This is a genomic window from Aromatoleum toluolicum (assembly GCF_012911005.2).
In the GTDB taxonomy this organism is placed as follows: domain Bacteria; phylum Pseudomonadota; class Gammaproteobacteria; order Burkholderiales; family Rhodocyclaceae; genus Aromatoleum; species Aromatoleum toluolicum.
Genome location: NZ_WTVS01000005.1, coordinates 30712 through 54723, shown reverse-complemented (window position 1 = coordinate 54723; position 24012 = coordinate 30712). Strand labels below are relative to the sequence as shown.

20 protein-coding genes are annotated in these 24012 nt (G+C 66.7%); 5 read left to right on the top strand and 15 right to left on the bottom strand.

Translation table 11 applies throughout. The features are described 5' to 3' along the window. The first annotated feature begins 65 nt into the window (after positions 1–65). Positions 66–821, top strand: a complete 756-nt coding sequence (locus tag GPA27_RS03760; RefSeq protein ID WP_169137989.1) for a class I SAM-dependent methyltransferase — start codon at positions 66–68, stop codon at positions 819–821. Positions 822–917: 96 nt separating this feature from the next. Continuing rightward, a complete protein-coding gene (locus GPA27_RS03755) occupies positions 918–1631 on the top strand; it encodes a P-loop NTPase family protein (protein WP_169137987.1) in 714 nt (237 codons plus the stop codon). 54 nt (positions 1632–1685) lie between these two features. Here GPA27_RS03755 and GPA27_RS03750 read toward each other — a convergent pair whose 3' ends face one another. Continuing rightward, complete coding sequence (locus GPA27_RS03750) at positions 1686–2315, bottom strand: response regulator transcription factor (RefSeq protein WP_169137985.1); 630 nt, start codon at positions 2313–2315, stop codon at positions 1686–1688. A gap of 347 nt (positions 2316–2662) precedes the next feature. Here GPA27_RS03750 and GPA27_RS03745 point away from each other — a divergent pair, with 347 nt between their 5' ends. The 3 genes from GPA27_RS03745 to GPA27_RS03735 all read left to right on the top strand — a co-directional run bounded on the left by GPA27_RS03745 (position 2663) and on the right by GPA27_RS03735 (position 6056). Further along, complete coding sequence (locus GPA27_RS03745) at positions 2663–3610, top strand: ABC transporter substrate-binding protein (protein WP_169137983.1); 948 nt, start codon at positions 2663–2665, stop codon at positions 3608–3610. A gap of 29 nt (positions 3611–3639) precedes the next feature. Next, entirely contained in the window at positions 3640–5532 is a 1893-nt protein-coding gene (locus tag GPA27_RS03740) for a hybrid sensor histidine kinase/response regulator (protein ID WP_169138091.1), read from the top strand. A gap of 89 nt (positions 5533–5621) precedes the next feature. After that, positions 5622–6056, top strand: a complete 435-nt coding sequence (locus GPA27_RS03735) for a PhaM family polyhydroxyalkanoate granule multifunctional regulatory protein (protein WP_169137981.1) — start codon at positions 5622–5624, stop codon at positions 6054–6056. A 52-nt stretch (positions 6057–6108) separates the two neighbouring features. Here GPA27_RS03735 and GPA27_RS03730 read toward each other — a convergent pair whose 3' ends face one another. The 14 genes from GPA27_RS03730 to GPA27_RS03665 all read right to left on the bottom strand — a co-directional run bounded on the left by GPA27_RS03730 (position 6109) and on the right by GPA27_RS03665 (position 24004). Beyond that, the gene (locus GPA27_RS03730) at positions 6109–6999 is read right to left on the bottom strand and encodes an AEC family transporter (protein ID WP_169137979.1); all 891 of its coding nucleotides are present in this window, start codon (positions 6997–6999) and stop codon (positions 6109–6111) included. Between the two features lie 74 nt (positions 7000–7073). Next, positions 7074–8240 (bottom strand): CaiB/BaiF CoA transferase family protein, encoded by a 1167-nt coding sequence (locus tag GPA27_RS03725; protein ID WP_169137977.1) that lies wholly within the window; start codon positions 8238–8240, stop codon positions 7074–7076. Between the two features lie 79 nt (positions 8241–8319). Then, a complete protein-coding gene (locus tag GPA27_RS03720) occupies positions 8320–9552 on the bottom strand; it encodes a phenylacetate--CoA ligase family protein (RefSeq protein ID WP_169137975.1) in 1233 nt (410 codons plus the stop codon). A gap of 241 nt (positions 9553–9793) precedes the next feature. Continuing rightward, the gene (locus tag GPA27_RS03715; protein WP_169137973.1) at positions 9794–10603 is read right to left on the bottom strand and encodes an ABC transporter ATP-binding protein; all 810 of its coding nucleotides are present in this window, start codon (positions 10601–10603) and stop codon (positions 9794–9796) included. Between the two features lie 114 nt (positions 10604–10717). Next, positions 10718–12043, bottom strand: a complete 1326-nt coding sequence (locus tag GPA27_RS03710) for an ABC transporter substrate-binding protein (RefSeq protein WP_169137971.1) — start codon at positions 12041–12043, stop codon at positions 10718–10720. Between the two features lie 91 nt (positions 12044–12134). After that, on the bottom strand, positions 12135–13199 hold the full coding sequence (locus tag GPA27_RS03705; protein WP_169137969.1) for a branched-chain amino acid ABC transporter permease: 1065 nt from the start codon (positions 13197–13199) through the stop codon (positions 12135–12137). 30 nt (positions 13200–13229) lie between these two features. Then, positions 13230–14159, bottom strand: a complete 930-nt coding sequence (locus GPA27_RS03700) for a branched-chain amino acid ABC transporter permease (protein ID WP_169137967.1) — start codon at positions 14157–14159, stop codon at positions 13230–13232. Between the two features lie 14 nt (positions 14160–14173). After that, on the bottom strand, positions 14174–15004 hold the full coding sequence (locus GPA27_RS03695) for an ABC transporter ATP-binding protein (protein ID WP_169137965.1): 831 nt from the start codon (positions 15002–15004) through the stop codon (positions 14174–14176). Between the two features lie 11 nt (positions 15005–15015). Continuing rightward, positions 15016–16992 (bottom strand): AMP-dependent synthetase/ligase, encoded by a 1977-nt coding sequence (locus GPA27_RS03690; RefSeq protein ID WP_169137963.1) that lies wholly within the window; start codon positions 16990–16992, stop codon positions 15016–15018. Between the two features lie 314 nt (positions 16993–17306). Further along, positions 17307–19286: a cytochrome C gene (locus tag GPA27_RS03685; protein WP_169137961.1), complete on the bottom strand. Its 1980-nt coding sequence runs from the start codon at positions 19284–19286 to the stop codon at positions 17307–17309. 179 nt (positions 19287–19465) lie between these two features. After that, positions 19466–21631, bottom strand: a complete 2166-nt coding sequence (locus GPA27_RS03680; RefSeq protein ID WP_169137959.1) for an MtrB/PioB family decaheme-associated outer membrane protein — start codon at positions 21629–21631, stop codon at positions 19466–19468. Between the two features lie 17 nt (positions 21632–21648). After that, positions 21649–22647 (bottom strand): DmsE family decaheme c-type cytochrome, encoded by a 999-nt coding sequence (locus GPA27_RS03675; RefSeq protein WP_169138089.1) that lies wholly within the window; start codon positions 22645–22647, stop codon positions 21649–21651. Between the two features lie 78 nt (positions 22648–22725). After that, entirely contained in the window at positions 22726–23073 is a 348-nt protein-coding gene (locus GPA27_RS03670; RefSeq protein WP_169137957.1) for a c-type cytochrome, read from the bottom strand. Between the two features lie 280 nt (positions 23074–23353). Further along, positions 23354–24004, bottom strand: coding sequence for a response regulator (locus GPA27_RS03665; protein WP_169137955.1), 651 nt, complete (start codon positions 24002–24004; stop codon positions 23354–23356). Positions 24005–24012 lie beyond the last annotated feature (8 nt).

The window sequence follows — 24012 nt, the reverse complement described above, 5'->3', positions numbered from 1 at the left end:
CTCGGAGGCCCCGGGGGCGCGGGGGCGCGGTATGATCGCGCTCCCCTGCCCTTCCCCATTCCCGGATGCCGCCTGCACTCAAAGCCCTGTTCGCCCAGATTGCCGGCTGGGCCTGCGCCCTGCTGCTCGCGGGCGGCGGATGGCTGCCGTCGGGCATCTGGCCGCTGGCCGGCATGCAGGCGCTGTGCGCGACGGCCGCGGCGGCGGCGATGCGCAGCGCGCGCTGGTGGCTGGCGATCCATGCGGTGTTCGCGCCGCTGCTGGTCGTCGCCGGGCGGGCGGACATCGCTCCGGCGTGGTATCTCGCCGTGTTTGCGCTGCTGCTCGTCGTGTATTGGACGAGCTTTCGCACGCAGGTTCCGCTCTACCTGTCGAACCGTGCAACCATTGGCGCGGTGGCAACCCTGTTGCCGGCGGGACGGCCGGTGCGCGTGCTGGACCTGGGCAGCGGCACGGGGTCGCTGCTGCGGGGGCTGGCGCGCCTGCGCCCGGATTGCCGCTTCGAGGGCGTCGAAGCGGCACCCGCGCCGTGGCTGCTGAGCCGCCTGCTCGCCCGCACGGCGGGCCGGGTCGCCGTGCGGCGCGGTGACTTCTTTGCGCAGTCGTGGGCCCCCTACGACGTCGTCTATGCCTTCCTGTCGCCGGTGCCGATGGCACGCGTGTGGAGCAAGGCGCAGCAGGAACTCGCGCCCGGCGCGCTCGTCGTAAGCAACAGTTTTCCGATTCCCGGCCGTAAACCGGACGAGGTCGTGGAGGTCGGCGACAGGCGGGCGACGCGGCTGTACGTGTATCGGGTGGCGGACGCGCGGGCGTCGAAATAGCGGGCTTATCCGGGCGCTTTTTTGCCCCTTGCGCGCTGCCTCCCGCGCCGATAATGCAATCGTGCGGCGTGGGGGCCGCGAGTGAGGAACACCGGCATGGCTGAAATCATCTGTGTGATCGGTAACAAGGGCGGCACAGGCAAGACCACCCTGTCGCACATGCTGTCGCAGGGACTGGGCCTGTTGGGCCACCGCGCCGCATGCGTGCTGACCGACACGTCGCGCGAACCGCTGAGCCCCGCGGGGCGCCGCTACATCACAGCCGATGCACGCACGCGCGAGGCGCTCACCAAGGTCGTCGACAAGCTGCGCTCGCTCGACGGCTGGCTGGGGGTGATCGACGGCGGCGGCAATCGCACCGAGATGGACCGCAAGCTGTACGCGTTGTCGGACATCGTGCTGCTGCCCTTCCGCGAGTCGCATGAGGACATCCGCACCGTCGTGCGCGACCTGGAGATGTTCCCGCGCGCCTATGCGGTACCGACGCAGTGGCCGACCAACGCATGGCAGCGCGAGGCGGTCGATCGCAGCGTCGCGCAGTTGATGGGCGCGTACCGCCACCGCATCCTGCATCCCGTGCTGGCGCTGTCGGGCACCAAGCTGCTGCTGCAGAAGCAGTTTCCGGAGCATCTGCCGACGGCCGTCGCGAATGCGTGCCGTGCGCTGGCGCGGCAGGTTCTCGATCTCATGGACATCGAACACGCGGAGCCGAGGACCGCAGCGGACGACGAGGACGAGCCGCAGTTGAGCGGCCGGCTGTCGCCGGCGGACATGCCGATGCGCCTGCAGGCGAATCGGCGCCCCCACTGACGCGGCTTTGCTGCGGCACCCACTGGCGCGGCCGGGCTGCGCCGGCCTCGCGGATCAGAGCCGCGAGCCGTGGCGGGCGATGACGATCAGCGCCTGGGCGCGGCTGCTGACGTTGAGCGCGCGGAAGATCGCCGACATGTGCACCTTCACGGTGCCTTCGGAGAGACCGAGCAGGTCGGCGATCTCGCGGTTGGTCTTTCCCTGGGCGAGGAGTTCCAGCACGCGGGTCTGGCCGGCGGTCAGGCCGAAGCGTTCGCTCACGGGCGCGCCGGAGCGCTTGGCGGCGGGGTCGTTGGCGATGTCGGGCGCATAGACGCCGCCATCGAGCACGCACCGCACCGCTTCGCGCAGCGTGGCACCCGAATCCGCCTTGGACACGAAGCCCGACGCACCGCCCTTCATCGCACGCCGGATCGACGCCGCGTCGTCAAGGGCGGAAACAACGATCGTGGGCACGTCCGGGAAGCGCTTCGCGAGCACGCCCAGCAGCGAGAAGCCGTTCAGGTCGGGCAGCATCAGGTCGATCACGGCCAGATCCCAGTCAGGGTTGGCCTCGAGTTTGGCGAGCGCATCCTCGGAACCCTTTGCCTCCACGCACTCGACGTCCGGCTCGAGGCGCGCAAGGGTCTGCGCCATGGCTTCACGAACAAGGGCGTGGTCTTCGACGATGAGAATCCGGGTCACGACGCGCTCCGCAATGCTGCAATTCTAAAGACGTGAGGATAGCATGCGGGGCCTGTCGCAAATGATAGGAGCAAACTCCCCCCTCGCCGGCAAAAAATCGGGGAAAATGGCCCTGTTATATTCGGACATCCCATCATAACAACCGCAACACGGACATCACGCATTGTCATGACGGGGGTCCGGAAACTATTATCACTCGATGAGCATACGAGTTCCGCATCCGGCCGGGCTTTGGCCGACACCTGCCGCGACAGCCGCGCGAGGAGACGGAGCCCGTCGATTGCCGGCGCCTGCGCATGATCGCGCAGCCGGCGGCACGCTCACGGTGTGGCCCCGCTGACGCGCCGATGCCGCAGTTCGACCATCGCCTTCTGCGCGCCTTGTTGCTGGCGCTTACCGTCCTTGCAGCCTGTTGCGGGCCCGCATTCGCCGGGCCGCGCGTCGTGGTGGTCACGGCCGAGCGCAGCGGCGCCCACGAGGAAACCCTCGTCGCGCTGCGCAATGCGCTTGCTCCGGACGTCCCCGATGGCGACGTGGCGGTGTTCGGCGTGCGCGACCTCGACCGTGCGGCGCTGGCCGATGCGCGCATCGTCGTCACGATAGGCACGCAGGCGGCCAAAGCCGTCGGCATCCGCATGCCGGCAGTGCCCGTGCTGCACACGCTCATTCCCCGCGACGCGTTCGACCTCATCCAGTACGGGCCGCATGCCGACCGGTATTCGGCGATCTTCCTCGACCAGCCCGTGCACCGGCAGATCGCGCTGCTGAACATCGCCCTTCCGCACAAGCCCAACGTGGCCCTGCTCGCAAGCCCTGCTTCGGACGATCTGGCGCGCCGGCTGGCATCGGTCGCGCGGGAGCAGCAACTGCGGGCGATCGTCGAGAAGATTTCCACCGCGGACGAGATCTACCCCGCGCTGGAGCGCCTGCTGGCCGAACCCGCTGTCCTGTTGGCTCTGCCCGACAACACGCTGTTCAACAGCTACACGATCCAGAACGTGCTGCTGACGAGCTACCGCCACCGCGCGCCGCTGGTCGGATTCTCGCCCGCCTATGTACGCGCGGGAGCATTGCTGGCGCTGTATTCGACCCCGGCGCAGATCGCCCGTCAGGCCGCCGATGCGGTGCGCCAGGTGCTCGCGGGGGGAGGCTTGCCCCCGCCGCAGGCGCCGCGCGAGTTCGAGATCGCAACGAACCCCAATGTCGCACGCTCGCTGGCGATCGAGCTGGAATCCGCGGAGCGCATCACCGCCCGCCTGCGCCAGCGCGAAGGACGCCCGGAGGTGAGGCCGTGATCGACACCTGGGGAGTCCGCGCACGGGTCATGCTGGTGGCCGTACTGCCGATGCTGGTGCTGGCCATCGTGCTCACGGCCTTCTACACCCGCTCGCGCGTCGCCGATCACGAGGAGGCGTATCGCGCCCGTGGCCAGGCCTTCGCCAGACAGCTCGCGGCAGCGAGCGAGTACGCGCTGTTTTCGGGCAACCGCGACACGCTGCATCGCCTGGCAACCGCGATGCTCGCCGAAGACGACGTGACCGGCGTGCTGATCGTTGACCGCGGCGGCGAAGTGCTGGCGCGCAGCGGGTATCTGGACGAGTCGCTGCCCGTGCTCTCCCATCTGACGCCCTCGCGACGCCTGCTCGACACGCCGAAGACGCTGCGCATCATCGAGCCGGTCCTTCCCAGCACGGTCGATCTCGATGACGACCTGTCAGGACACTCGCCGGGCACCGCGCAGGCAGCCGCTCCGCCACCGATGCTGGGGGCGGTGGTGGTCGACATGTCGCGCGCACGCCTCGACGACCGCCAGCGCGAACTGCTGCTGACCGGAAGCGTTGCGATCGTGCTCGTGCTCCTGGGCAGCATGGTATTGGCCAATTACATGAGTCGGGGCGTGACCGGCCCGATCCGCCAGGTCGCGGTGACGGTTGAGCGCATCGGCAGGGGGCAGTTCTCCGCCCGCGTTCCACCGGTCGGCGGCGGCACGTTGCGCACGCTGACGGATGGCGTGAACCAGATGGCGGCGCAGCTCGCGAGCGCTCATGACGACATGAGCCGCCAGATCGCGGACGCGACGGCGGAGCTGCGCGAGAGCAAGGACGAGGCGGAGCGGGCGACGTTGTCGAAGTCGCGCTTCCTGGCGGCGGCGAGCCATGACTTGCGCCAACCGATGCATGCGCTGGGCCTCTTCATCGCGGAGCTGGCGCAGCACGAACACGCCGCGGACGCGCAACGACTGGTCGAGCGCATCGCCGCATCGGCGGCGGCGATGGAGAATCTGCTCGACAGCCTGCTGGACATCTCGCGCCTCGACGCGAATGTCGTGCACCCGAACGTGCGCGCCTTCCCGCTGCAGCCCCTGCTCGACCGCATCGCGGCCGACGAGCGCCCCGGGGCCGACGCCCGCGACCTCGAACTGAAGGCGCGGCCGACGGATGCGTGGATCAGCAGCGACCCCGTGCTGTTCGAGCGCATCCTCAGCAACCTCGTGAGCAATGCGGTGCGCTACACGCGCAAGGGGCGCGTGCTGGTGGCGTGCCGCAGGCGCGGCGACCGGCTGCGCATCGAGGTCCGCGACAACGGCGTCGGCATCCCGGCGGAATCGCACGAGGCGATCTTCCAGGAATTCGTGCAGCTGCATAACCCCGAGCGCTCCCGCGACAAGGGCCTGGGTCTCGGCCTGCCCATCGTGCGGCGCCTGACCGAACTGCTCGGTCACCACCTGACGCTGCGCTCCAGCCCCGGACGGGGCTCGGTGTTCGCGATCGAAGTCCCGCTCGCGCAGCCCGAGGCCACCCCGGGCGGCAGCGAGGCGGGACGCATGCCCGGCGATCTGGGCGGCTTGCACGTGGCATTGATCGACGACGATCCGCTGGCACGCGGCAGCATGCAGAGCCTGCTCACGTCATGGGGCTGCAAGGTCGCAGCAGCCGGCGACGCCGAATCGCTCGTCGACCAGCTGAACCGGGAAGACGCCATTCCGGAACTGATCATCAGCGACTTCCGTCTGGACGGCAGCTGCAACGGCATCGAGGTGATCCGCAGTCTGCGTGCATGGCAGGGCACGGAGATTCCGGCAGTACTCGTAACGGGCGACACCGGGCCGGACACGCTTCGTCAGGCTCAGGAAGAGGGCCTGCCCCTGCTGCACAAGCCGGTGCGCCCGGCACGCCTGCGCGCCTTGTTGAATCGGCTGCCGGGAAGCCACGACTAGGCGCGGCGCAGCCGGATGATGGGTCGTCGCCGTCCGGTCGATACGCGGGAGGAGTAAGATGAAAATGTATTCACTTGAGGGGGAGCGGCATGGCGAATGACAACTCGGCGAAAGATCCGCTCGAATTCGTGCGTGGCATGTGGAGCAGCATGGGTTTCTCTCTGCCCGGCATGATCACGCCGACGCTGGACGTCGGCGAACTGGACAAACGCATCGCCGACCTGAAGGCGGTGGAGAACTGGCTCAAGCTGAACCTCAACATGCTGCAGATGACGACGCAGGGGCTGGAGATGCAGCGCGCGGCGATTGCGGCCGTGCAGGCGATGGGCCAGCAGGCGCGCGAGGCGGGCGCTCAGGGGCAGGCCGAAGCACAGGCCAATCCCTTCGCGTCGGCGGCGATGTGGCCGTGGACAGCAATGGCCGGGGCCCAGGCTCCGGGCGCGCAGGCGGGCGCAGCGAAGTCCGCCGCGGCCGGCGCCGATCCGGCCGCGGGTCCGCGCAAGTCTGCAGCGGAAAAGAAGTAAGCCGTCTCGGGGGCGGACGCCACGGCGCCGCCCCCTTGCGCTGCGCTGCCTTTCACAGGAGATGCAGCCAGAGTGTCAGCGAGGGTACGGCGAGGAGCGTGGTCGCCGAGATCAGCCACGCGACGCCGGCGCCATCGCCCCCCATGCGCATCGCGAGGATGTAGGCGGAACTCGCGCTCGGCAGCGCGGCGAACAGCACCAGCGTATCGAAGGCGACGCCCTCGACCCCCAGCGCGCGACCGACCTGCCAGGCCACTGCAGGCAGGAACAGCAGCTTCACCGCGACGATCCACGCAGCGCCCGTCCAGCGTCCGCCCACCATTTCCCAGCGCAGCGCGGCACCGACCGCAAGCAGCCCCAGCGCCACCGCGGCATCGCCGAGGCGCTTGAGGAAGGACGTCAGCGGGCCGGGCAGATCGAGCCCGGCAAGATTGAACAGCAGACCGACAAGCGTCGCGAGCACCAGCGGGTTGCGCGACAGCTCGCGCAGCAGGCGGCCCTGCCCGTGGCGCGCAAGCATGCCGACCGCCATCACGTTCGCGAACGGCACCATCGCGCCGCACAGCCCGCCCATCAGCGCGATGCCCGCAGCGCCATGCAGTTTGCCGGCGATCGCGATGCCGATGTAGGTGTTGAAGCGATAGGCGCATTGCAGGCGCGAGGCGAAGCCCATTGCATCGAGCCCCATGAGGCCGCGCCCGAGCCAGCCGAGCGCGAAGCCTGCGACCATCGTGCCGAACCCGGACAGGAAGAGCGGCAACGCGCGACCGGGATCGATGTCGGCGGTCGCGAGCGCGTTGAACAGCAGCGCGGGAAATAGCACGAAGTAGACCAGCCTCTCGACGCCGGCCCAGAAGGCTTCGCCGTCGACGAGGTGGCGGCGAAGGGCCGCGCCGAGGAGGATCAGCGAGAAATCGGGAAGCAGCAGGAGCAGGCTTTGCATCGGTGAAGCTTATCGCGCGGCCGGCCGCGCCGCGACTGCGGCTTCTACCCCCTGCTCCTGGTCCCCGCGGCGGATCAGATCACGCCGGCGCCGCGCAGGCGAGCAATCTCCGCGGCGTCGAGGCCGAGCGACTCCAGCACCGCGTCATTGTCGGCACCCGCCTGCGGCGCGGGCTGGAAGGGGCCGGGCTCGAAGCCGGACAGGCGCACCGGCGGGCCGAACTGGCGCACGCCGTCGACCGTGGTGACCATGCCTCGCGCGAGCAGCTGCGGGTTCTCCAGGCTTTCCTCGACGCGCAGGATGGGGGTCACGCAGCAGTCCACGCCGTCGAAGACCGCCGTCCATTCGACCTGCGTGCGGCTGCGGAAGATCGCGGCGACCTCGGCGCGCGCGCGAGCGCCCTCGTCGCCGGTCGCAAGATGCGCGGGCTTGAGGTCAGGCCGACCGAGGGTGTCGCACACGAGGTGCCAGAACTTCTCCTCCAGCGAACCGACCGCCATGTGGCGTCCGTCGGCGGTCTCGTACACGCCGTAGCAGGGCACGCCGCCGGTCAGGAGATCCTCGCCGCGCGGCTTCACGCCGCCGTGCGCGAGGACTTCGGCGAGCGGGAAGATCGCATGTGCCAGCGCGGCGTCAGTCATCGAGACGTCGACATGCCGGCCCTGCCCGCTCGCGCGCGCGTCCAGCACGGCGACGAGTAGGCCGAACAACGCGGACATCGTGCCGCCGAGGAGGTCACCGACCTGCAGGTTCGAGAGCGCCGGCGCGCCGCCCGCGGTGCCGATCTGGTCGAGCACCCCGGCGTAGCCGATGTAGTTGATGTCGTGGCCGGCGCGCAGCGCGTAGGGGCCGGTCTGTCCGTAGCCGGAGATGCTGCACACGACGATCCTGGGTTTCCGTTCCGACAGCGCGTCGTAGCCGAGGCCGAGCTTGTCCATCACGCCGGGGCGGAAGCCCTCGACGACCACGTCGGCGGTGTCCACGAGGCGCAGGAACAGCTCGCGGCCTTCAGCCTGCTTGAGGTCGAGGCGCACGCTCTTCTTGCCGCGGTTGCACACCTGGTAGAAGAAGCTCGTGTCGCCGTTCATCGCACCCATCGTGCGCGCGTAGTCACCAGCACCAGTGTCCTCGATCTTGATGACTTCGGCGCCATAGTCGGCGAGGTGCTGGGTCGCGAGGGGGCCGGGCAGGAGGCGCGTGAGGTCGAGGACGCGCAGGTTCGCGAGGGGCTTCTGTCTCATGCTGTCGTTATCGGAGGTGGGGACGCGCGATTCTACCGTCCGCGCGGCGCGACGGCCCGGAACGATGCCCGCGCGGCCTTCAGTCGTACTTGCGCACGTCGTCGATGACCTTGCCGTCGTTGACGAGGCTGCCGGGGGTGCAGAAGCTGACTTCGCCGCGCAGCTTCGTAAGTTCGCGGATGCTCGCCGCGATCGCGCCGGCCAGCACCTCGGCGGGTTGTGCCGTCTCGCAGTGCAGGGTCATGCGGTCGTTGAGGTCCGGATTGTCGACGACGAGGCGCGCGCGCACGATCTCGGGATGGCGCCGCGCCACCTCCGCGATCTGACCGGGATGCACGAACATGCCCTTGACCTTGGTCGTCTGGTCCGCACGCCCCATCCAGCCCTTGATGCGCACGTTCGTACGGCCGCAGGGCGAGGCGCCGGGCATCACCGCCGAGAGGTCGCCGGTGCCGAAGCGGATCAACGGGTAGTCCGGGTTGAAGGTCGTCACGACGACCTCGCCGACTTCGCCTGCAGCGACCGGGTCGCCGGTGCCGGGGCGCACGATCTCGAGGATCACGTCCTCGTCGAGCACCATGCCCTCGCGTGCCGGCGTCTCGTAAGCGATGAGGCCGATGTCCGCGGTCGCATAGGCCTGGAAGGCGGCAATGCCGCGCGCGGCGAACGCGTCGCGCAGCGCGGGCGGGAAGGCTTCGCCGGAGACGAAGGCCTTCGTGAAGCTGGGCGCGATGCCCAGTTCCTCGGCCTTGTCGAGGATGATGCGCAGGAAGGACGGCGTGCCGACGTAGGCGTTCGGGCGCAGGTCGGCGACCGCGGCGACCTGCTGCTCGGTCTGCCCGACGCCCGCCGGGAAGACCGTGCAGCCGAGCGCGTGCGCCGCCGTCTCCATCATCGAGCCGGCCGGCGTGAAGTGGTAGGAGAAGGTGTTGTGCACGAGGTCGCCTTCGCGGAAACCGGCAGCGAAGAAGGCTCGGGCAAGGCGGTAGTAGTCCGGCCGGGCGCTTTCCGGTTCGTAGAGCGGGCCCGGCGAAGCGAACACGCGGCGGCAGCCGGCACCCCAGGTCGTCGCGGCAAAGCCGCCGAACGGGCGCGCGGCCTTCTGGCGTTCGAGCAGTTCCGACTTGCGCGTGACCGGCAGGCGGGCGAGCGCTTCGCGGCTCGCGATCGTGGCCGGATCGACGCCTTCGAGCAGCCCCGCAAAGGCCGGCGCATTCGCCTTCGCATGGGCGATCTGGGCCGGCAGGCGGGCCATCAGCTCCCGCTCGCGCTCGGCGGGGTCACGGGTTTCTCTGGCGTCGTAGTAGGTCATCGCTTGATCCTAGGTGCAATACAGGGCCAACCGGGCGATCTGGGTTGTTGTTGGCTGCAATGGTGACTGCCCGCCCCCCGCCGGGGCGGACGCCTCGGCGCGAAACACGCCCGGCCGGGGACTGCGTTATGCCGTGATCGAGGACGGGCAAGTGTGGTGCGAGGCAAGGCGCGAGGGCGCGCCGTGTGCTGAAGCACACAAGCACCCGAGCAACGCCGCATCGCGCCGCAATCGCCCGTCCTCAGGAGAGCCAGCGCTTGCGGCGGCGATAGTGCTTCACGTCGCGGAAGCTCTTCCTCCCCTCCCCCGAGATGCCGAGGTAGAACTCCTTGACGTCCTCGTTATCGGCCAGGCTCTTCGCCTCGCCTTCCATCACGATGCGGCCGTTTTCGACGATGTAGCCGAAGTCCGAGTAGCGCAGCGCGACCATGGTGTTCTGCTCGGCGAGCAGGAAGCTCACCTTTTCCTTTACGTTCAGGTCCTTCACGATCTCGAACACTTCTTCGACGATCTGCGGCGCGAGGCCCATCGAGGGCTCGTCGAGGAGCACCATGCGCGGGTTCGACATCAGCGCGCGGCCGATCGCGCACATCTGCTGTTCGCCGCCCGAGGTGTAGGCGGCCTGGCTGGTGCGACGGGTCTTCAGACGCGGGAAATACGTGTAGACCTTGTCGAGGTTGGCGGCGATCTCGCCCTTGTCCTTGCGCGTGTAGGAGCCGGCGAGGAGATTTTCCTCGATCGTCAGGTGGGCGAAGCAGTGCCGGCCCTCCATCACCTGCACGACGCCGCGGCGCACCAGATCGGACGGCGACAGGCTCTCGACGCGTTCGCCCTTGAGCTCGATCGTGCCCTTCGTGACCTCGCCGCGCTCGCCCTTGAGCAGGTTCGACACCGCGCGCAGCGTCGTCGTCTTGCCCGCGCCGTTGCCGCCCAGGATCGCGACGATGCGGCCTTCGGGGACCTGCAGCGACACGCCCTTCAGCACCAGCGCGACGTGGTTGTAGATCACCTCGATGCCATTCACATTGAGGAGGAGGTTCGACGTATCCATCGGTTCATCCGGTAAGTCGTTTTCGCTCGGGCCATGCACAGGCACGGCCGGTTCCGCGGAAGGCGCGCGTGCCGCAGGCGGCCGAAGCCGGTCTGCCGCACGCGCTTGCGCCGATCAGGCCGCGCAGTCGCTCGCGTCGCGCCGCTTGAGCTGCTTGTCGGTCGCGTACTTGTCGGCAGCCTCCTTCACCAGCGGGTCGATCACGCTCTTGTCCGCCTCGTACCAGTCCGGCTGCATCTTCCAGGTCGCGCCGTCCCACGAGTGGATGCGCACCGAGGTCGAACCCATGTGGTCGGTGCAGCTCGTCTTGATCGGGCGGATCAGGCCGGCCAGGCCCAGCTCGCCGATACGCTTCTCATCGACGTTGAGGTTCTCGAGGCCCCAGCGCACCTGCTCGCCGGTCATGACCTTGCCCTTGCCGAACTTCGCCTGCGCCGTGCGCACCGCTTCGACCGCCAGCATCTGGATCAGCAGGCCGCGCATGTACAGCACCGAGCCGACTTCCTCCCGCGGGCCGCTGCCGTTGCCGGCGTCGTGCACCTTCTTGAGGATGTCCTTGACGAGCACGGAGTCCGTGCCGTGCGGATTCAGCGCGAGCGCGCTGTAGCCCTTGGCATTGGCGCCGACGTCCTTGACGTCCGGCTCCGAGCCCGACCACCACACGCCGAGCAGCTTCTCGCGCGGATAGCCGGTCGCGACGGCTTCCTTCAGCGCCGTCGAGTTCATCACGCCCCAGCCCCACAGCAGCGTGTAGTCGGGGCGCTGCTGGCGCACCTGCAGCCAGGTCGCCTTCTGTTCGACGCCGGGCGCCGTGACCGGCAGCAGCACGAGTTCGAAGCCGTGCATCTGCGCACGTTTCTGCAGCAGCGGGATCGGCTCCTTGCCGAAGGGCGAGTCGTGATAGACGAGCGCGATCTTCTTGCCCTTGAGCTTGTCGAGGCCGCCTTCCTTCTTGGCGAGGTGCTGGATGAGTGCGTCGGCCGCGGTCCAGTAGCTGCCCATCAGCGGGAAGTTCCACTTGAACACGCCGCCATCCTGCGAGGCGGCGAGGCCGTAACCCAGCGTGATCAGCGGGATCTTGTCGACCGGCGCCTTGTCGGTGAGCGCGAAGGTGATGCCGGTGGCCTGCGGGTCGATCACCGAGGGCTTCTTGCTCTTCAGGCGCTCGTAGCACTCGACGCCCTTGTCGGTGGCGTAGCCGGTCTCGCACTCCTCCCACGCGATCTTCACGCCGTTGATGCCGCCGGTGGCATTCACGTACTTGACGTAATCCTGCTTGCCGTTCGCCCAGGGGGTGCCGTTCGGGGCGTATGCGCCGGTGCGATACACGAGCAGCGGGAAGAACTGCTCGGTGTCCTGCTGCGCCGCGACGGGTGCGGACAGGGTGCCGGCCCCGAAGGCCGCCAGTGCGGCGACGAGCGCGAAAGCTTTGCGATTCATGGTGTCTCCTCCTTTATTTTCGATGGCACTTGCGGCGTGCCTGCCGTTCTTTTGCCGAACCACAACTACATTGAACCGATGACGAGCCCTGTCAGTGCGGGAAAGGCCACAGCCGCATCTTCTGCTTGCCGATGCTCCACAGCTTCGCCAGCCCGTGCGGCTCGGCGATCAGGAAGAACACGATCAGCGCCCCGAAGATCATGTGCACGAGGTGCGAGGTCGTCGCGGTGGAGAGCGGGATGCCGAACCAGTGCGGCACCTGGTCGAGGATGATGGGCAGGACCACGATGAAGGCCGCGCCGAAGAAGGCGCCCATGATCGAACCCAGCCCGCCGATGATGACCATGAAGAGCAGCTGGAAGGAGCGGTCGATGCTGAACGCCGCCGGTTCCCACGCCCCCAGATGCACGAAGGCCCACAGCACGCCGGCGACGCCGACGATGAAGGAGCTCACCGCGAAGGCGGTCAGCTTGGCATACACCGGACGGATGCCGATCACCGCGGCGGCGACGTCCATGTCGCGGATCGCCATCCACTGCCGGCCGGTGGCGCTGCGCGTGAGGTTCTTGGCCGCGAGCGCGAACACGCACACGACGGTGAGGCAGAACAGGTACTTCGCGACCGGCGACTCGATCGGCAGGCCGAAGACGTTGAGGCCGGCGACGCTCACCGAACCCGAGGTCGAGTTGTTCGTGAACCAGCTGATGCGCAGGAAGGCCCAGTCGGTGAAGAACTGCGCCGCGAGCGTCGCGACCGCGAGGTACAGGCCCTTGATGCGCAGCGAGGGGATGCCGAACAGCACCCCGACCACGGTCGCGGTCAGGCCCCCGAGCAGCATCGCGACGATCAGCGGCATGCCGTCGATGCGCACCAGGAAGTTGTACGCCGCGTAGGCGCCCACCGCCATGAAGGCGCCGGTGCCGAGCGAGATCTGGCCGCAGTAGCCGACCAGGATGTTCAGCCCCAGCGCGGCGAGCGCGAGGATCAGGAAGGGGATCAGCACGGCACGGAACAGGTATTCCGAACCGGCCATCGGCATCACGACGAAGGCGACGAGGAGCAGCAGGCCGATCGCCAGGCGGTCCTGGGTGATCGGGAAGATCTGCTGGTCGGCCGCGTAGCTCGTCTTGAACTGGCCGTTTTCTCTGTAGAGCATTTAAGAACTCTCCCGGGATGTGCCGCCGCGTCAGACGCGGTCGATGATTTTTTCGCCGAACAGGCCCTGCGGACGCACCAACAGGAAGCCCAGCGCCAGGACGTAGGCGAACCAGATCTCGATGCCGCCGCCGAAGAAGGAGCCGAGGTAGATCTCGGACAGTTTCTCGCCGACGCCGATGATCAGGCCGCCGAGGATCGCGCCCGGCACCGAGGTCAGGCCGCCCAGGATCACCACCGGCAACGCCTTCAGCGCGACCAGCGAGAGCGAGAACTGCACCCCGAGCTTGGAGCCCCAGATGATGCCGGCGACCAGCGCCGCGAAGCCCGCGACCGACCACACGATCACCCAGATGCGGTTCAGCGGGATGCCGATCGACTGGGCCGCCTGATGGTCGTCCGCCACCGCGCGCAGCGCCCGGCCGGTCGCGGTCTTCTGGAAGAACAGCGCCAGCGCCGCCACCAGCGCCGCGGAGATGAGCGCGGCGACGAGGTCCTCCTTGCTGATCAGCAGGCCGCCCTCGAACGTGCCCTCGAGGATCATCGCCGGATCCTTGGGCATGCCGACGTTGATGCTGTAGATGTCGTTGCCGAACAGCGTCTGGCCGAGGCCGTCAAGGAAGTAGCTGATGCCCAATGTGGCCATCAGCAGCGTGATGCCTTCCTGGTTCACCAGCTTCGACAGGCACAGGCGCTCGATCACCCACGCCAGCACGACCATCAGCGCCATCGCGACGATGAACGCGAGCAGGTTCGCCAGCAGCAGGCTCTCGAAGCCCAGCCACTTCGGAATCCACTCCGCGAAGCGCGCCATCGCCAGCGCCGCGAACAGCACCATCGCGCCCTGCGCGAAATTGAACACGCCCGAGGCCTTGTAGATCAGCACGAAGCCGAGCGCGATCAGCGAATACAGCATGCCGGCCATCAAGCCGCCGAACAAGGTTTCAAGAAAGAATCCCATGTGAAGCTCCCCGCTCAGTGCGACGTGCCGAGATAGGCACGAATGACGTCTTCGTTGGCGCGCACCTCTTCGGGTACGCCGTCGCCGATCTTCTTGCCGTAGTCGAGCACCACGACGCGGTCGGAGATGTCCATCACGACCCCCATGTCGTGCTCGATCAACACGATGGTCGTGCCGAACTGGTCATTCACATCGAGGATGAAGCGGCACATGTCCTGCTTTTCCTCGACGTTCATGCCCGCCATCGGTTCGTCGAGCAGCAGCAGGCTGGGCTCGGCGGCGAGCGCACGGCCGAGCTCGACGCGCTTCTGCAGGCCGTAGGGCAGCGCGCCCACCGGCGTCTTGCGGATGTCCTGGATCTCGAGGAAGTCGATGATCTCCTCGACCTTCACGCGGTGCTCGATCTCCTCCTTCTGCGCACGCCCCCAGTACAACGCGTTCGCGAGCAGGCCCGACTTCATCTTCAGGTTGCGCCCGGTCATGATGTTGTCGAGCACGCTCATGCCCTTGAACAGCGCGATGTTCTGGAAGGTGCGCGCGATGCCCTGCTCGGCCGCCATGTGCGGCTCCATCCTGCGGCGCTCCTCGCCGCGGAACAGGATGCGCCCCTCCTGCGGGTGGTAGACGCCGTTGATCACGTTCAGCATCGAGCTCTTGCCGGCACCGTTCGGACCGATGATCGAGCGGATCTCATGCTCGCGCACGTTGAAGCTGATGTCGGTCAGCGCCTTCACTCCGCCAAAGGACAGCGAAATGTTCTGCAAGTCCAGGACCACGTCGCCGATGCGGCGCCCCGTGCCCTGTGTTTGTTCCTGCACTGCCTGCGGCATGTCGTTCATCATCATCGCCCTCCCCCTCACGCCGCCTGCTTCGCCGCCAGCGGCGCGAAGGTCTTCACTTCCTCGATGCGCAGGTCGGCGCTGACGCGTCCCTCGCGCCCGTCCTCGTACTTCACGACGGTCTCGATGTGCTGCGTCTGCTTGCCCTCGAACAGCGCCTCGATCAGCTCCGCATAGCGTTCCGCGATGAAGTTGCGGCGCACCTTGCGCGTGCGGGTCAGCTCGCCGTCGTCGGCGTCGAGCTCCTTGTGCAGGATCAGGAAGCGCTTGACCTGCGAGCCGCTCATCTGCGGATCGGCGGCGAGGTCGGCATTCACCTTCTCGACGCAGTCGCGGATCAGCTCATACACCGCCGGCTGCGCCGCGAGGTCGGTGTAGCCCGAATACCCCAGACCGCGCCGCTCGGCCCAGTTGCCGACCGCCTCGAGGTCGATGTTGATGAAGGCGGTGACGCAGTCACGGTCGTTGCCGAAGGTGACCGCTTCCTTGATGTGCTGGAAGAACTTGAGCTTGTTCTCGATATAGTTGGGCGCGAACATCGAGCCGCCCCTGAGCTTGCCGACGTCCTTGGCGCGATCGATGATCTTCAGGTGGCCGTCCTCGTCGAAGTAGCCCGCATCGCCGGTCATGAAGTAGCCCTCGGCGTTGATCGATTCGGCGGTGGCGTCCGGGCGCTTGTAGTAGGCCTTCAGCAGCATCGGCCCCTTGACCAGGATTTCGCCGTTGTCGGCGAGTTTCACCTCGACGAAGGGCGCCGGCTTGCCGACCGAGTCGAGCTTGATCTGGCCGTCCGGCTGCAGGCACACGTACGCGCAGGTCTCCGTCTGGCCGTACAGCTGCTTGAGGTTCACGCCGATGGAGCGGTAGAAGCGGAAGAGATCCGGCCCGATCGCCGCGCCCGCGGTGTAGGCCACGCGGATACGACTCATGCCCAGCACGTTCTTCAGCGGGCCGTAGATCAACAGGTTGCCGAGCGCGTACTGCAGGCGGTCGCCCGTGGACACCGACTTGCCGTCGAGGATGTCGGCGCCGCAGCGGCGGGCGACGTCCATGAAATGCGCGAAGAGTTTGCGCTTGAGCGCGCTCGCATCCTCCATGCGGATCATCACCTGCGTGAGCAGGTTCTCGAACACGCGCGGCGGCGCGAAGTAGTAGGTCGGGCCGATCTCGCGCAGGTCCGTCATCACGGTGTCGCCGGATTCCGGGCAGTTGATCGTGAAGCCCGCGACCATCGCCTGCGCGAAGGAGAACAGGTGGTCGCCCACCCAGGCCATCGGCAGGTAAGAGAGGATGTCTTCCTGCTCGGTGAGCTTGTCGAAGCCCATCGCGCCGGTCGCCGCGGCGATGAAGGCCGCATGGGTCTGGCATACGCCCTTGGGCTTGCCGGTCGTCCCCGAGGTGTACAGCATCACCGAGATGTCGTCGCTCGCCCCCTTGTCGATCTCCGCGTCGAGGAAATCGGTGTGGTTGCGATCGTGGATGGCGCCCATCTCCTGCAGCTCGTCGAGGCCCTTCAGCATCGGCTGGCTATAGTGGCGCAGGCCGCGCGGGTCGTCGTAGATCACGTGCTCGAGGATGGGTACCTCGGGAAGGATCTCGAGCATCTTGTCGACCTGCTCCTGATCCTCGACCACCGCGAAGCGGATCTCGGCGTCCTGCAGCACGTAGGTCATCTCCGCGGCCACCGCGTCCTGATACAGCATCACGGGAATACCGCCGAGACACTGGCAGGCCGCCACCGACCAGTACAGGCGCGGGCGGTTGTCGCCGATGATCGCGAGCCGGTCGCCGCGCTTGAAACCCAGCTCCGCCAGCCCGCAGGCGATGGCGCGCACGTTGCGCGCGACTTCGGCCCAGCTGTAGGTCTGCCAGATGCCGAACTCCTTCTCGCGCATCGCCGGCCGGTCGGGTCGCACCGCCGCATGCCGCATCAGCAGCCGCGGAAAGGTGTCCAGGGCGGCCGCTTGATCGGCCAGCCCGTTCCTGTCGGACATACCATCTCCTCCTTTGGTTTTCATCCTGCGTCTCCGCCCGGCCGGACTTGTCGTTCTCGGGTCCGGGGTTCGGCGCAATCATGTGCGCCGCAGCGTCGGCGGCAGCATCGTGGTTGCCGCTCGCGCTTTTGTGTGCGTGCAGTCTCGCAAGGCAAGTTTGCGCAACTGTTTGTGAAATGTAGTGAATTGTTGCAGTCGTCCGGAACGCCTCCGCAACCGCCCGGACGCCGTACCGCGGCGCCTTGCGCGCCGGGCCGTGGACGAAAAAAAGGGGAGGTCGCCCTCCCCTTCTTCGTTACGCCTTCAGGCTGCGATCAGCTGAAGAATCCGGTCACCACCATCACCAGCAGCACGAGGCCGACGGTGATCAGCGTGAGGCCGAGGATCACCGAGCCGACATGCAGCTGGCGCGACGGCGCATCGACCAGGTACTTCTCCAGCTCGCCCGACGCGACCAGGCGCTGGTAGTGCGCCGGATGCTCGCGCTGGAACTCCTCCAGCGTCTGCGTGCCGGTGAACATCACCACGTCCGGCGGCGGCAGCTTGTCGGGACGGAAGTGGTTGTTGAAGAAGTGCACCGTGAAGAGGAACACTGCCGCGAGGAAGGCTTCCTCGCCGTGCACCAGCGTGCCGACGTTGAACACCCAGCCCGGCAGGAAGCTTGCCGTGACATGCGGGAAGGCCAGCATCAGGCCGCTCCAGCCGATGATGTTCACACCCCAGAACACGGCCCAGTAGTCGAACTTCTCGAAGTAGGTCCAGCGGTCGAACTTCGGCTTCGGCCCCTTCCCGAAGAACCACTTGAACATGCCCACGCAGTCGGCGAGGTCCTTCCAGTTCGGGATCAGCGAATCCGGCCCGAACCAACGGAAGTTGCGGTCGCGCAGCAGGCGCGACATCACATACACGAAGTGGATCATGAAGATGCCGACGAAGAGCACGGCGGCCATACGGTGGATGATGCCCATCACCTTCGGCCCGCCCAGCGCCGCGGCAACCGTGGGCGCCCACGCGCTGTCGGCGAACATCACGGTCGTGCCGGTCAGCACCAGGGTCATCGTCACCAGCGCGAAAGTCAGGTGCGCGATGCGCCAGCCGCTGGCGAAGCGCACGAAGTGCTTGCCTTCATGGAGGCCCAGTTCGCCGGTGCGCACATGCGGCACGGCTCTGCGTTCCTTGCGCTCCTGCCATTCGCGGTAGTACCACAGGCCGCTGTGCAGCCAGAAGAACGCGAACACGCCGATCAGCAGCGCCGTCATGAACGTGCCGGCGATCCACATCATCGGATACTTCTCGAAGTCGTGCGTGTTGGCGTGCGGACCGAAGGTGACGAAGCCGGCCGTGGCCTTGACCATGCCCGGCTTCTTGTCGTCGTGGCACTTCTGGCAGGTCTTCAGGCGGTTGTCCGGATGCACGCGCGACTTCGGATCGTCGCCCGCCTTGATGTTGTGGCTGCCGTGGCAGTCGGCACACTTGGCCGTATACACGAAGCCGAGGCGGTTCACCTGCCCGTGGTAGGTGTCACGATAGCTGTGCAGCTCTTCCTTGTGGCAGTCGCCGCAGGCGATCACGTTCTTGAGCTTGAACAGCTCCGACGACGAACTGCGGATCTCGTGCGTGGTGTGGCAGTCGATGCACACGGCGCCCTTGGGGTCGCCCTTGGCAGTGAGCTGGCCGTGCACGGAGTCCGCCAGATCCTCCATGTGGTCCTCGTGACAGGACGTGCCACAGGTCTCGGGGATCGTCAGGCGCCACAGGTCGCGCTCGGGCGTGCCGGCGGGCGGCACGGCGAAGTCGTGCGTCGCATGGCACTGGCTGCACGCGGCCTTCGGTCGGTCGGGATAATCCGCGTCCGGGCGGGCGTGGTACGACTCCTTGTAGGCTGCGATGTTCTCGACGACGACCCCCAGGCGCTCCTTACCGGCGGTCTGGTTGTTCTTCTTCGCCTCGTCCCACAGCTTCTCGTGGCAGCCGGCGCAGTCGGGCTTCGCGGCACTGGCCGCCTTCTCGTGCTTTTCCTTCGCGTCGACGATGTCGGTGTGACAGGCGACGCAGTCGAGTTTCGCGTGCACACCCTTCGCGACCTTGGCCGCATCGATGGCGGGAAGAACGACCTCTTCCCCTTCCGAATCCTCGACCTTGATCTCCGGCTTGCCCGCGGCGTGGCAGTTCAGACAGGTCGCGTTATCGAGCGCGGCTGGCGCGTCGCTGCCGGCCGCCTGGCCCGCCAAAGGCCACAGCAGCGCGGCAGACGCGACCGCCGCCAGCAGGCCCCGAATGTTGCGTATTTTCACGTTATTGCTCCCTTTTCTCGGCGCAGTCAGCGCGCCGCAGACAAAATGAGGGGGCCGGCACGTCGCACGCCAATCTTCAGACGCGCAAGCGTCATATGTGCTCGTGGGCCCCCTGCCCGGCGACTCCCAGTCCCCGGACGAGACCGGGCCGATCGCGGCCCGGTCGTTGCTGCCGTGAATCAGAATGCGTGCGAGAGCGTCACCGCAATCACGCGCGTTATCTGATCAGGATTCACGAGGACCTTCGTCCCGTCCGAGTAGGTCCAGCTCGACCACGTGTAGTCGTCCAGCTCGCGCCGATCCCAGACATAGTCTAATCGAATAGCCGTGGCTTTGGTCACTGCGTACTTCGCGAATAGCCGCAGGGTATTCAGGGTGTACTCGGTGTCGGGGAGTACCCCGGCGCCCTGGCGGATCGACGAGATTCCCGGACCGACGCGGGGCGACGCGAACGCTCCCCCATCCGCGTACGAGATGTCGTACTTGTTCTCGTCGCGGCTGTAGAGGTATTGCCCGCCCACCGACAGTTTGGAACTGATCTGCCCGTCGAAGCCGGCGCCGAAGGCATTCGAACTCAGCTTGAGGTCGGCGCCCCACGGCACACAGGTGTTGGAAATCGAGGTTCCGTCGCACAGCGAATTGAACGTGCTGTTCAAGGACTTCTGCTCGATGTCGTTGGTGCCATGCGAGTACCACATGTTCGCCTTCCAGCGGTCATTGAAGCGGTAGGACGCATCGAGCGAAAACAGCTCGGAGCGCCCCTCGTTCAGACCGACGTCGAGCATGCGCGTCTTGTAGTCGTCGAGCGCGTACTCGTAGGCGAATTGCACGGACAGCGGATCGATGGGCATCCAGTCGACCATCAGCTTGAGCTTGTCGCGCTCACGGTCGGAGAACTGCGTCGGTGCGGTCCAGTGCAGGCCGACTGCGTGGAAACCATCTTTCACCATATTCGGCGTGGTGCCCCAGCTCGAGCCGTCACGCTCACTGTGCGCGAGCGTCACGCTGCCGTTGACCGTGTCACCGAGGGACTTGCGCACATCGACCCGGTAGGTGTTCTCGGTGATCTCGTCGCGGAACAGCTCGTCCATGCCTTCGTACTTCTTGAAGTCATAGTCGTAGCCGGCGGTAATGTTGAAGCCCTGCGGCAGGCGGTAGCTCGCCTCGAACTTGCCGCGATGCGTCTTCTGCGACTCGGGGTTGTTCTGCAGGATCGCGCCGCCATGGCCCACGTCGACCAGGTAGTCGACCTGCGGTGTGCGGTCGTCGCGGTCCTCGTACGCCCACGATGCCAGCAGGCCGAGCTTGTCCGTGACGCGCGAGGTCAGCGACCCGAACACGTTGGTCGTATCGACCTTGCCCCCCAGGTCCGAGCGCTTCATGCCCGGGTAGTACGGCACGCGCGCGGAATTCGGCAGGAAGCTGTCATCCTGCGTCGCGAAGGATTTACTGATCTTCAGGTTCGCGCGCGTGTCGCGGCTCCAGTTGTAGCCGCCCGCAAGGTGGAACTGGTGCGCCTGGTTGTCCGGCGCGAGCGACAGCGGACTCATCTGCGTCGGGGTCGCAGAGGTCGCGACCGGACTGCCGCCGAAGAGCCCGCCCGGCGTGCCGTAATTGACGAACAGCCCCTTGCCGGCCTTGTTCTCGAAGAAGCTGCCGTAATACCCGCCCGAGACATAGAACTTCTCGGTGGCGTAATCGAGCGAGGCCTCGATCTGCTTGTGGTTCGAGTCGATCGGCTCGGGCGCGAACAACTGGCCGACGAATCCGTTCGCGCTGGCGTTGGCGCCGAACAGGCGCTCGCCCTTCTTGTCCTCGTTCTTGAAGGTGACGCTCGCCTGCAGGTTCTTGCTGATGAACTTGGTGGCGGTGAGCGAGGTCGCGGTGCGCTCGGTCTTCAGGTCCTTGTCGTCAAAGCGGGTGCCGAGGTTGAGCGTGTCGTGACCGATGCCGGTCACACGCGTAGAGACCTCGAACGGAGCGAAGCGCGGGATCTGGTTGTAATCGATGCCGATCTTCCAGTCGCCCTGCTGCTCCAGCGACGCCCCGAACTCCTGCGTGCGCAGGCCGAGGTCGCGCCCCTCGATACGCAGCCAGCGACCCTCGTCGGAACGGCGGATGACCTTCAGGTCGGCACTCGCATTCACGCCATCGTCATTGATGCCGTAGTACTGCCGATAGAGCGGATTGACGTCGTTGAGGTATTGCAGCTTGACGCTCGCCTCGGCGGTGTTCGGGCTGATCAGCTCGGCGACGTCTTCCTGGGCAAGGGCGGACGAGACGGGGAAGGCCATCGACACCGCCAGCGCGAGCACGGTCCGCTTGAAAATGCGATTGTTGTCCATTTCTCTCTCCCTGACTCTTAACGCCAGAAGCGCAACGCCTTGGAGGCGTTCGCCGGACTGTTGCTGCCATGGATCTCGGTATGGCAGTTCAGGCAAGCACGGCCCTGGGTGATGCCGACCGAGTTGAGGGCATTGTTCTGCACTGCTGCTTGACCAGGAATGACAACGCCATTCACGTTGCGGCTGAGATCGGTGTTGGCCGCGACGCCCGGAATCGTGCCGAGGTGGTTGGCAGGGTCATGGCACTGCTGGCACAGGAAGGGCGGACGGGTCTTGAGCATCGCATCAGCGACGGTGCCGTGCGGGTTGTGGCAGTTGCTGCAGTCTTCGCTGACCGGGGCGTGGTTATGCACGAAGGGACCGCGCTTCTCCGCGTGGCAGGTGTAGCAGGTCGCGTTGGTGCTGTCCTTCACGAGCAGCTTCGGGCCGGTGGTGCCGTGCGGGTTATGGCAGTCCGAGCAGCTCATCTTGCCTTCGGGAATCGGGTGGTGCGACGGACGGTTGACCTGCGCGCGCTGCTCCTTGTGGCAGGCGAAGCACACTTCGGCCTGGGTGCGCTTGTCGCGGACCTTGTCATCGGCGGCGTGCGTGTCGTGGCAGGAACTGCAGGCGACGTCGCGGCGCTCGTGCGTGCTGCCGGCCCACAGGTGGCGCTTGGGATCGGTCTGGTGACAGGACAGACAGGCGGCGTTGCGTTCGGCAACGGGCGTCGCGGACTGCTTGTCGAAGGTGCGATCGGGCTTGGGCGGCTTGTCGCTGCCCTTGTGATTCACGTGCTTGTCGCTGTCGCCGTGGCAGTCGGTACAGGTCGGGGTGCGGCCGTCGGCGCGCGTGCCGTGCTTGGTCTTGCCGATGTGCAGCACGCCGGGGGCATCCGCCTCGTCGTGACAGGACGTGCATTTCGCATCACCGGCGAGGACGATGTCCTTGGGCGCCTCCCTGGGCGCATCCGCGGCGTACACCGCCCCGGAGCAGACGCTGCCGATACAGGCCAGCACTGCAAGCAAGCTTCGCATTTTTCTCATGTTACCCCCTTGTTTCCAAACGTCATTGCCGCACCACCCGACCGGGCGGTGCGATTCCGGCCACGCTGCTTACTGCGAAAGAATCCACTCCATCAGGTTCTTGAGCTCGGCCTCGTTCTTGGTGTTGATGACCTTGTGCTCTTCTTCGGTACCGTCCTCGAGCTTCACCTTCGGGCCGGTGGTGATGTTCTTCTTCATCTTCTCGAAGCCTTCGACTTCCTTGCCCTTGTACTTGGCGGCGATCTTCTTGTACGAGGGGCCTTTCTTGGTCTTGTCGATGGCGTGGCACTTGAAGCAGTCGTTGTCCTTCGCGAGCGACTTGGCGGCGTCGGCATCGACGGCATAGGACGAGGACGAGGCGAGGATCGCGGCGGTGGCGGCAACGAGCAGCGACACGCGGTTGAGGCGGAATTTCATTTGGGCTCTCCTGTTGAAGCTGGGCTGGCATCTTTCGCGCATCGAGTGCACGGTTCGACGTGACGGAATTGTCACGAATCCGCGCAATTCCCCATATCGGACAGGGTTTAATTTGCGTGTAGGAAAATTCCTAATGCACCGCAGGCCGCGATCGCGCGTTGCGACGCAACGGCAGGACGCGCGCGGGCGTGCCGCGGCCTGCACGGCAGTGCATCAAGCGTTCCGGCGGGACCGGATAGGGGGGAGAAAGCGGAAGGCGCCGCGCGGGTGCGGCGCAGGCTTACACGTCGGTCGACTTCACCAGGTGGTGCGCGACCGCATAGCGGATCAGCTCGGAGGTGTTGGTCATCGCCATCTTCTGCAGGATGCGCGTCTTGTGCGTGCTGATGGTCTTGACGCTGAGCGACAGCTCGTTGGCGATGTCGGTGAGGCCCTGCCCGAGCACGAGGCGGTGGAAGATCTGGTATTCGCGGTCCGACAGGGTGGTGTGCGGCAGCTCGCTCGCGGCGGGCATGAGGCCGCGTGCGATTAGCTGGGCGACGGTGTCGCTCACGTACACGCCGCCGCGCGCGACGCGGCGGATCGCTTGCACGAGGAGGTCGGCGTCGCTCTCCTTGGTCAGGTAGCCCGACGCGCCGGCATGCAGCGCGCGCACCGCGTACTGCTCCTCGTGGTGCATGCTCAGGATCAGGATGGGGAGCTTCGGCTTCTCGTCGCGGATCAGGCGGATTAGGTCGAGGCCGCTGCGCCCCGGCATCGAGATGTCGAGCACGATGACGTCCCACTCCTGCTCGCGCACGAGCTGCAGCGCCTCGTTGCCGTTGGCGGCCTCGCCGCACACCGCGAGGTCTTCCGTGTCGGCGAGGATCTGCTTCAGGCCGTCGCGGATGATCGCGTGGTCGTCGGCGAGCAATACCCTGAGTTTTTCCATCTTGCTTT